This is a genomic window from Kitasatospora sp. NPDC057965, from assembly GCF_042887135.1.
In the GTDB taxonomy this organism is placed as follows: Bacteria; Actinomycetota; Actinomycetes; order Streptomycetales; family Streptomycetaceae; genus Kitasatospora.
Genome location: NZ_JBHVPZ010000020.1, coordinates 81,324 through 91,696 on the forward strand (window position 1 = coordinate 81,324; position 10,373 = coordinate 91,696).

Annotated in this window: 4 protein-coding genes; all 4 read right to left on the reverse strand. The window is 70.5% G+C overall.

Features of this window, described 5'->3' with window-relative positions:
• Positions 1 to 4: 4 nt before the first annotated feature.
• The 4 genes from ACFVVU_RS25350 to ACFVVU_RS25365 all read right to left on the reverse strand — a co-directional run bounded on the left by ACFVVU_RS25350 (position 5) and on the right by ACFVVU_RS25365 (position 10,365).
• Positions 5 to 3,235 (reverse strand): helicase-related protein, encoded by a 3,231-nt coding sequence (locus ACFVVU_RS25350; RefSeq protein ID WP_387792378.1) that lies wholly within the window; start codon positions 3,233 to 3,235, stop codon positions 5 to 7.
• Complete coding sequence (locus ACFVVU_RS25355) at positions 3,232 to 5,163, reverse strand: UvrD-helicase domain-containing protein (RefSeq protein ID WP_387792380.1); 1,932 nt, start codon at positions 5,161 to 5,163, stop codon at positions 3,232 to 3,234. Before ACFVVU_RS25355 ends, ACFVVU_RS25350 begins: the two co-directional genes overlap by 4 nt.
• Positions 5,163 to 9,953 carry a DEAD/DEAH box helicase family protein gene (locus ACFVVU_RS25360; RefSeq protein WP_380680884.1) on the reverse strand — a complete coding sequence of 1,597 codons (4,791 nt, stop codon included), beginning with the start codon at positions 9,951 to 9,953 and terminating at the stop codon, positions 5,163 to 5,165. The genes ACFVVU_RS25355 and ACFVVU_RS25360 overlap by 1 nt, the downstream gene beginning before the upstream one ends.
• 115 nt (positions 9,954 to 10,068) lie before the next feature.
• On the reverse strand, positions 10,069 to 10,365 hold the full coding sequence (locus tag ACFVVU_RS25365; protein ID WP_380680881.1) for a hypothetical protein: 297 nt from the start codon (positions 10,363 to 10,365) through the stop codon (positions 10,069 to 10,071).
• Positions 10,366 to 10,373 lie beyond the last annotated feature (8 nt).

Below are 10,373 nucleotides of genomic sequence, written 5' to 3' on the forward strand. Positions count from 1 at the left end.
CGGTTCAGCGCTCCTCGAAGAAGGGGGACGAGGCGTCGACGTCGCGCAGGCTCCACAGCGTGGGCCAACCGGTCGCCCGTGGGCTCTCGTCGTCGAAGCCGCTCAGCAGGGCCGGTGTCCGCGTGCCGCGCGGTGCCTCGTAGACAAGGGTCGGCCTGATGTGGGCCTCGTCGCGCCACCATTCGACGAAGTGGTCGAAGGCGCGGGTCGTGGCCTCGAGCTCCTGCGGATCGACCTCGGCGACGCGGTCGAGTACGGCAGGGCGGACGAGTTCTTGCAGTTCGGGGAGGAACTCCTCGATCCGGGCGGCCCGGTCGTTGGCCCGCGCGGCGGGCAGCATCAACCGGGTCAGCGCCACGACGACCGCGTGCAGACCGCGGTCGCGCGCCCGGGCGGAGAACGGCGTGACGCTGCTGGACTCCACCTCCCGGTACAGCGCGGAGTGGAAGTGGCGGAAGTTCTCGTAGTGCGAACGGTCCCTGGAACGCGCCGAGTTGAGCATCACGGTGACGAATCCCGGGTGACGGCGGCCGACCCGGCTGGTGGCCTGGATGTACTCGGCGGTGGTCTGTGGCTGTCCCATGACGGCCATCAGCCCCAGGCGGTCGACGTCCACGCCCACCGAGATCATGTTGGTGGCGAGCAGCACGTCCAGCACGTCGTTCCGGGGGAGCGCCCGTTCGACCTCCTTCAGTCGCCCGGAGATGTCGCTCGCGTTCGCCCGACTGCTCAGCTCGGTGATGCTGTTGACGGTGCGGGGCTTCGCACCCTCGCGTGCGGCGACGTACTCCAGTCGGTCCTGCACGTCGTCCAGGACCTGCAGTTCGGCGGCGGAAAGCAGCCGGAGGCTGTTGAAGTAGCCGACGAGCGTCCAGTACGCGTCCTTCACCTCCGGGGGTGCGTCGTGCGCCGCGGCGCGGTGCAGCAGCGCGGCGTAGGCACGGATCAACAGCGTGGACTGACTGGTGCTGGAGGTCAGCAGCCCGACGTAGCGACGGGCGGCCTTCCGGTCGGCCGGAGTCTCCACGGCGAACCAGGAGTCACGGGCGTCCAGGCCGGACGGCGGGAACTGCTCCACCCGGCGGGCGAACAGACGCGCCCCCTGCTCGTCCGCCCGCCGGATCGTGGCGGTCGAGGCGATGATCTTCGGACGGTCCGCCAAGGCGTCGACAGCGGTCTCGTACAAACCGGTCAGAGTGCCGAGCGGCCCGGAGATCAGGTGCAGCTCGTCCTGGACGATGAGCTCGGGGGGCCGGGTGCGGCCGGGGCGGTCCCGGTTGAACAGTGCCGCCGACCCTTCCCGCCAGGGCATGGAGGCGAACTTGTCGACGGTCGCGATCACCAGGGTCGGCCGGTTGCGGTAGACCGCCTGGTCCACCAGGTGTACCGGCAATCCGGACCGGAAGTCGCAGGTCGCCGAGGGACAGTGGATGTTCATCCGTTCCCTCTCCTCGTCCACGGCGTAGTCGCCGGCGGACAGCGATTCACCGCACCAGGGGCAGTTCCGCAGCTGCACGGGGTTCTCGGTCTGCACCGATCGGAGGGGGTTGGCGACCAGCTCGGCGAGCCTCTCCGAGGCGACCGCCAGCGTATTGGGCGTGGCGGACCGGCCGACCCACATGCCGATGGAGATCTCCTGACCGCCCAGGGCCTCCTGGTCGGCCGCTCGCAGACGCTCCATGGCGCAGATCAGTGCTGCCGCCCGCTCGAACTGTTGCAGGGTCAGCAGTCGCAGGGTGTACCGCATCAGCACCGTGACACCCGCGCCGTCCTCGCCGTCCCGGAGCCGGCGGAGGAAGGTCGTGAAGGCGATCAGCCCGAGGTATGCCTCGGTCTTGCCACCACCGGTGGGGAACCACAGCAGATCGGCGACGCCCCGGTCCTCGTGCTCGGGGTCGACGATGCCGGCCAGGCACAGCAGGACGAAGGAGATCTGGAACGGTCGCCATCGGCCGCTCCGGGTGTCCGGAGTGCCCTGCCGGCCCTTCTTGACCCAATCGGTCCGTGCCCGCTGTTCGGCCATGGCGAGGTTCGCCAGGCGGAAGGCCCGGAGGACCTCGGGCCGTTCGGGGTCGGCCAGCAGGGCGACTCCGCCACGCATGCGTCGCAGGGCCTGCCGGCAACGGTCGATCTGCTCGATGGCGGGCGCGTGGTGCTCCGCGAGAGCCGCGGACCGCGCCAGCGCCTCCTGGCCGTCCACCCACCGCTCGTAGCCGTCGACCACGCGGTGCAGCGCCTCGACCACGGAGTCGGCGCCGGCGGTGCCAAGACCGTGCATGGTGAGTGCCTCGGTGTCGATCCGCGGATTCGACTCCGTCAGCAGCACCTGGTGGGAGGGCACGAACTCGGTCCGCACCGCCCCGACGGTCGCGCGGCCCGCGGACGGGGCCCCGACCGATGGGGGCGACCAGTGCCAATCGGCGGCGCAACCGTGGCCGGTGGCGAAGCTCGGCGCATGGCGGTGGAGCAGTCGGCCGAGGGCCTGCTCGGGGTCGACCGCCCCGAGCGCGGCCGGTCGCTCGACGAACGGGAGGGATCCCTCCCGCACACCGGTGACCTCCAGTACGGGTTGGTAGAAGCAGTGCGCGTCACGCAGGTCGTACTGGCCGATCCTCAGACTGTTCACCACCGTCGCGGTCACCGTCACGGTGCCGTCCGGCTCGGCGGCCGGGCGGACCAGGACACGGAGCTCGAGCCCCTTGTGCAGGGCCACCGCAGGCAGGCTCCCGGGACGGGTGACGTCGACCTCCACCGCCTCCGGACTCAACGGGACACGGCGCCAGTTCTCCTGCTGGGCCTCCGTCGTCCGTGCCTCGGTACGTCGGGCCGGCACCGGCCTGCCCTCCGAGTCCTGCGGGACGTACACGCCGGCCCGGACGGTGAAGCGGATCCGGGGTGCGACATTCGGGTCGACGGCGAAGGTGAGGCCGATCGAGGAGGGCATCCGCACATTGGCGAGCGCCACCTCCAGGTTCGCGGCCGCGTCCTCGACGTCGCGCCGGGCCTGGAGCGGTGCGCTGTCCAGTCCGTCGCGCGAGGCCTCCAGCTCGGAGATCTCGGGACGGACCTCGTCGGGCCGCGTGCGGGGGAAGAGCACGCCGATCGGGTACATGGTGATCGGCGCGTCGTCCGTGAGGATCTCCTCCTCGCCGCCCGCCGGCCCGAGCAGGTCGGAGCGCAGCGCGTCGAGCAGGGAGTCGCACATCTCGTAATGGGCCTCGTACGAGTCGCTCATGCCGATCGTCCCTCGGTGTCGTCGTTCGTCGGGCTCTGTTCGTCGTACCAGTGGAACCGCCCCATGCCGCAGAGACGGGGGGCCAACCACACTCCCCGGTTGTCGAGGCCCGCCCGCTCGCTCGCGGTGCCGTCGCCGGCGACGCTCTCGACGCAGTCGACCCGCAGGCCGGTGATCAGTGGCGGCCAGTTCTCGGCCTCGGAGTGAGAGTTGCGCCGGAGCATCTGTCGCAGGTCGCTCCGGAACCGTCGCGACACCACGGCGATGCGACGCCCGCCCACGGTCACCGCGTACGGCGGCGACTGGTCCGCGGCGACCGGGATGCCGTGCAGCAGCACCAACTCGGCGGGGTCTCCCGGGGAAACCCGGCTCCGCAGGTGCTCGAACAGCCCGCCCGGATCGTCGTTCAGCTCCTCCGCGCCGGGCGGCAGTTCGTGGGACACGTCGTCGCCGAGGAGTTCGATGCCGTTGCGCGCCCAGGTGCTGCGGCCGCCCAGGTACCAGCGGTCGAGCCGCCCGTCCTTGCGGACCTGCCACGTGGGGGGAGCGTCCAGGACGTAGAGGTCGTCCCTGGCCCGGGTCATCGCGACATAGAGGAGCCGGGCCTCGGCCGCGGGATCGTAGTCGTACTTCTTCTTGGCGACGCGCCGCGGTTCCTTCAGCACGCGTGGTTCGACCACCAGCGCCCGGTCGAACTCCAGGCCCTTCGCGCGGTGCACGGTCGAGACGACCAGCGGTGACGGCACCGGGGCGGTGAGCTCGTCCGGGAGCCGCCGCTCGGCGAGTGCACGGTGGAGTGCTGCGACGTCGAGCATGCCCCGGGCACCCCTCGCCACCTTGCGCACGGACTGCCACAGCATCGAGGGGCTGCTGCCGGGCGGGAGTTCGAGGCTCTCGAGCAGCTCCGTGAACCGGCCCTGCGGCAGCGTGGACGCGCCGGTCGAGGCCAGCAGCCCGGTGATCCACGCCGGGGCCGAGCGCTCCCGGGCGGAGCGCTGGACGGCGTGCGGTACCCCGGCGTTCCCCAGGCACCCGGAGATCGTCAGGGCCTCGCCGTTGTCACGGCAGAGGATCGCCGTGGTCCCGGGGTAGTCGCGGAGCGCGGCCCGGACGAACTCCGAGTCGAGGCTGCCGAAGTTCGGTGCCATGAGCAGCCCGGCACGCAGATCGCCGTGGATCCGTTCGGCCTCGGCGGAGGCGGACGCGGGATCGCGTGGCAGCCGCTGGAGCTGCGGGCCGAACGGCAGGGCCACCCGGACCTCCTCGGTGCGCGCCCGGAAGTTGTCGCCCAGGGAGAGCTCGACCAGGTCCTCGCCGAAACTCGCCCGGACCCAGTCCAGGAAGCGGCCGGTCTCCTCGGCACGCAGGTCCGGATCGGAGACCTGGAAGCCGTACACCGCCTGGGCGGAGTCGCCGACCACGGTGAAGCCGCAGTTGTCGTGGAACCGGTCGAGCAGTGCCTCCACCATTTCCCGCCGGACGCCGACGAGGTCCTGCACCTCGTCGACGACGACATGCGCGGGTACGCCGTGATCGCCGACCTCGACGGCACCGCGGTCGATTGCCTCGGTCGCCGCCTCGATCCGACGGTCGAACGGAAGGCCGCTCCAATCGGTGTCCGGGTAGGCCCGGTTCAACAGGCCCGCGGCCCAGGCGTCGAAGGTCTGAGCCCGTACCCGTCGTGCGGCCGAGGCATGGCGTCCGATCCGCTCGGCGAGCTCGCGGACCGCGGCCCGGGAGAAGCTGAGCACCAGGATCTCCGAGGCCTCCAGTTCCTCGCGCTCCACGAGGGCGTCGAGACGGCGGACGAGGGTGTGGGTCTTGCCCGCACCGGCGCCCGCGGTCACCAGGACACGTGCGTCCCACGGCTGATCGACGACGGCCCGCTGCTCCGCGGTGAGCGGGTGGTCCTCGAGGATCGGCGGCATCACTTCTCCGTCCCCCAGAGGTACTCGAAGTCGGTGAAGGCGAGCCGTTCACCGAAGTTGGTGACGTTGTCGCGGACGTTGAGGATCAGGCAGGTGTCCTTGCCGCCGTTCTTGGGCCCGCGCAACCCGCGGCCGATCATCTGTTGGTAGACGTGCTGGCTGTAGGTCGGACGGGCCACGACCACGGCCCGCGTGGCGGGCGCGTCGAAGCCCTGGGTGAGCACTCCGTAGTTGGTGATCACCTGGATCCTCCCCTGCCGGAAGGCGTCGATCCGCTTGCGCCGCTCTCCGACCGACGTGGTCGAGTCGATGGCGGTGGCGGTGATCCCCCGGTCACCGAGCTTCGCGGCGAGGAACTTGGCATGCGCCACGGAGGTGGCGAAGACCAGGATCGGCCAGTCGGAGGGCATGTCGGCGATCTCGTCGATGATGCGCTGGTTGCGCTCGTGGTCGTCGGCCAGCCGCTGCTCGGCACCCTTGGGCAGGGTCGCGAACGTCGCGGAGCGCTTCAGCTCGTCGGGGTTGAGGGAGATCGTCCCACCGGCCAGTTCCCGGTGACGGACCTCGGCCAGGACCCCGATGTGCTGCAGCTGCTTGATCGCATCGGCGAGGTCGCCGTCGAACACCCCGGTGTCGAGGCGCTCGCCGAACCGCTGGACCAGACGCCGGGTCAGCTCCTCGTTGTTCCGGTAGGGCGTGGCGGTGAGCCCGACCAGATGCCGGCCGGTGCGGTACTGGGTGAGATCGAGCAGTTCCAGCAGCCGGGTGTAGCGGGGTGAGATCGCGGTGTGGGCCTCGTCGACCACGACGAGCGAGGCATTGTCGCGCAGCCAGGCGTAGTCGTCGGTGTCCAGACACTCGGCGAGCTTGGCGTCGGTGGCCACGACCAGGTGGATGCGTCCGTCGACCGGGGTGGCCGAGTTGGAGGACCACAGGCGGTTGATCACCAGTGGCTGCTCGGGCCCGACCTTCGACCAGACGAACCGCCAGCTCTGTACGGCCTGCTCGCACAGCTCCTCGGTCTGCGCGATCCAGAGCACGGGTCCGGGCCGGGACTCGACGTCCCGGATCCAGCGGATCACTCCCTCGGCCGTCACACGGGTCTTGCCGGCACCGGTGGGCAGACTCAGCATGCCGCGCTGCGGTGTGGGGCTCTCCAGGAGCCGGAACAGCGCCTGGGCCAGCTGCTCCTGGTACGCGTGCAGTGCCGGGAACTCCGACGGTCCGTCGACCTCCAGCCGTGCGTCGAGCGAAGGCACCCGGGCACCCGCGAAGGAGTCCGGGAAACCGAGATCGGCGACGAACCGGTGTGCCTTGTCGTTCCCGGTGAAGGAGCTCGGGGCCCGGGTCGGGAACTCCAGGGAGAGGTCGCGGACGTGTTCGGCGAGGATCGACTCGCCGTGCGAGTTGAACGCCATCTCCGCGACGCGGCGCGCGTCCGGCTCCTCACCGCGCTCCTCGAGCTCGCTCTCCATCAGGCCGGGTGGCAGGCCCCGGGCGAGTGCCTCGGCGCCGATCAGCAGCGCGATCTTGTCGATGATGCTCTCGGCCTCCCGCACGGCGCGCAGGCGGGCCTGGAGCTGCTGGTCCTGCTCCTGGCGGTCCTGGAGTTCGAGGGCCTGCCGGCAGCCGTCCGTGCCGAACCCCCACTTGAACTCGGTGTCGGCCGCCTCCAGGACCTGCAGCCGGTCGAGGGCGTCCAGTACCAGCAGGGTGCTGCCCTTGCGCGCGGACCTGAGCGGTGTGGGCTCGGCGCCCTTCTCGGTGCGGACGACCTGCTCGAGCTCGGAGCATCGCTGGATCTTCAGGTTGTTCCCGGCGTTGCCGATCCGGGCGCGCACGGTGGTGTACTCGTCGAGCAGGGAGACCGCGGGCCCGCTCTTGACGACCCGGAGCTCCTTGGTGATGACGTCCGAGACCTTGAGCATGCCCCATTCCTCGACCATCGCCCTGGCGGTGGCCGCGTCGGACCGGTCGGCCACCAGGACGGCGGGCAGCTGTTCGCGGACCAGCTCCTTGAAGTCGCTCTCGGTGGTCGCCACGGCGATCTTGCCGTCGGCGCGGGTGTCCCACGTGTTCCCGATCCGGCAGCGCGTCAGCACGCCCTCGGGGAAGTCGAAGCCGACCCGCAGCAGGAGGGCGTAGGCGCGGCCGATGAAGGCGTCGTCCTCGCTTTTCAGCACCCGGTCGAGCAGCTTGCCCCACCGGCCGGGGGGCACGGCTTCGGCGGTGGTGGGCATCTCGAGCCGCTGGGCGATCTCCGCTCCGACGACGGCGACCGGCAGCACCCCGGCGTACTCCTTGAGCTGCGGGCCGACGGCCTCGGAGACCCGGGTCAGGCCCATCGATGTCTCGACCCGCCCGTACTTGTTGATCATCCAGCGCAGCGGAGAGAGCACGGCCTTGCGGGTCGACGTCTGGGCGCCGTACTGGCTGGTCCACTGCCGCACGATGCCCATCTCCGGAAGGGTTGCCACGAACCCGGCGCGTCCCTTCTCCGAGAGCGTCTCCAGAAGGTGCAGCGGTCCTGCCGTCGGTGCGCCTTCGAGGGTCAACCGGGAGAGGCTCGGCCGGGGGGCGTTCGCGGGCAGGGCCCGCAGATGGTGCTCGTGCACGACCTCCCGGTACCTCTCGAACCACGGCTCGTGGTCCGGCCGGTGACTCGGGGTGGGCCGGTCGGAGAGCCCGAGGTCGCGGAAGATCGGCCGGTCGCTGCCGTGGAAGTCGAGGTCGACGGCGATCGACCGGTCCCGGCTGCCGTCGGCCGGCACCACCGGACCGGGCAAGAGGCAGTCGCGCATGGGGCGGAACCGACCGTCGACGGTCCGTACCTGCAGGGTCTCCAGCGGCTTCGCCACCTTCGCCCGGATGCGATCGACCTGCGCGTTGCCGCCGGCGCTGCGCAGCAGCACCCAGAAGTTGCTCCAGCCCTGGGCGTCGTAGTGGTCGAAGCCTTGGTCGAGGACGCCCTCGAACCGGCCCTGGGCGTCGGCGACCCGGATGCCGATGTTGTGCAGGTGACGGGCCATGTCGTTGCGGCCCGAGATCCGCGGATCGACGTAGACCATGTCGTCGCGCAGGGCGTCCTCCGAGGTCCGGTGGAAGATCTCACCGGCCACCGGGGCGACCATGCCGTGCTCCTCGGTGAGCACGATCCGGGCCTTGCGTGCCGCCGCGGTGATGTCGGAGTCGCCACGCAGCCGACGGGACTGGTCGGTGAGCACCATCGAGGAGAGGATCTCGATGGCATGGCAGGACGCCTCTGCGGTCCCGTCGGCGACCAGGGCTTCCAACCAGGTCGTGACGCTCTCGGGCTTGCGCCCCGTCTCCTCCAGGATGTGGTTCATCTTGCCGCGGCGCAGTGCGTTGTCGGCGGCGTCGACCGAGGAGTGGATCCAGTCCTTGGGACGGCCGGGGTACTCGGACCAGATCCGCACCCAGTCCTTCTCGAGGTTCGCCGGCGTGATGTGCAGCTCGGCCGGCACCCGCAGCTTCCCGTCCTGATCGGGCAACGAGGGCATCCGGGCCGCCAGCGCCCAGACCTGCCGCAGCAGGTAGTCGTCGGCCCAGTTCAAGGACTCCTTGGTACGGCCGGGGAGCAGCGGGAGGTAGGCGGCAGGATCCTCCGCGGGGACCAGGGAGGGGATCGTGCCAACGACCAACTCGGCTGCGGCCCGGAGCAGTTCGAGGTTGAACGCGTTGCCGTCCAGGAGATGCTGGCGGTCCTCGTTGGTCTTCCACGGGGCGTTGAGAATGCCGCTGAGCGAGACCTCGTACTTGGTCGGGAAGAAGGCCCAGAACTCGCCCTTTCCGGTCGGGACGGTGTGGAGGCCGTTCTTCACGGTGTACTCGGGTACGGCCCAGGAGATGTCGAGGACCGGCCGGTACTGGAGCTCGCCCGCGCTGTCGCGGACGTTCTCCGTGGGCGAGTGCGCCACGGAGAAGACCTTCCAGTCCTCGACGGTCGGCTTCGTCCCTCGGGCGACCTCCCTGAGCCTGCGGCGGACGCCGTTGTTCTCGACCGAGATCTCCCGCCGGACGGGGGGCATGGTGCGGTGGTCGACCAGCAGCACCTGGCCGACGTGCGGCGAGAACAACTGGAACCGGGCGGGGAACGGCTCGGTCCTCCGTCCGTCGGGGTACTTGTGGCCGTTGATGTCGTGGCCCAGGCGTTCGGCGGCGCCCTCCAGGAGGGGAAGTCGGACGACCGTGCTTGCCCACTTGACGAGGCTCTCGAGGACGGTGTCGTCGCCCTTCTCCCGGTCGATGTCGAGCGGCCGGGCCATGCGCAGCACCGGTGTGTCCATGTCGAGCGGGCCCGACTTCCCGAGCGCGGCCGCGATCTCCCCGGCGGACCAGTCCCGGTCGAAGCCGAAGCAGCCGCTGGTGCTGAAGAACTGGGGCGTGTCGCTGACGGAGAGCACCGACTTGACACCGACACCGAAGCGGCCGATCTGGCCGCCCCGCTTGCGCGAGACGCTCATCCGGAGGATCGTCTCGGCCCCCTCGGGCGTGACCGGATTTCCCTCGTTGGCACAGTAGAGGTGAGTGTCCGTCAGGACGACGTGCAATTTGCCGCCGGGTGCCGCCGCGATCTCGTCGGCCCCGTTCTGCACGAGTTCGAACAGCTGGCGGTCGCCGTAGCCGCCCTGGGTGATGCGCAACTCGCTGTTCGCGTGCTCCTGCACGAGACCGGGGTCGACCTTGTAGGTCTGGAGCACCACGGACGACTGCCGAAGCACGGTGGCGATGACGGGGGAGGAGGGGTCGGCGAACTGCCGGTCACTCATGGAGCACCTGTTCCGGGGGTATGTCCGAACGATCACGATGGGCGGGGGTGCCGGCAGCGGCCGGCACCCCGGGTGGTGCGAGTGGTGCGGTGGTACGACGGAGGGACGGGGTTGATCAGCCCCGGAAGTGGATCGTGATGGTCATGCGGACGGTGCGGGAGCGCCGGTCGGGCGAACGGCGCATGCGGACCTGCACCCGGGTGTCCCGCTCGACCGGGTGAGGCATGAGATACGCGTGTACGGCGGAGGGATCCTCGGCCGAGGCGCGAGGCATGAGGAGACACTGCCGCCAGTACTCCAGCTCGGCGGCGGTCAGGCCGCGCCGGGCGAGGAAGGCCGCCTGCTCGTGGGCAGTGGTGAGCGCATCGTGCTCCTCGATGCGACGGGCGATCCAGCGGTTGTACGACGACATGACGGTGT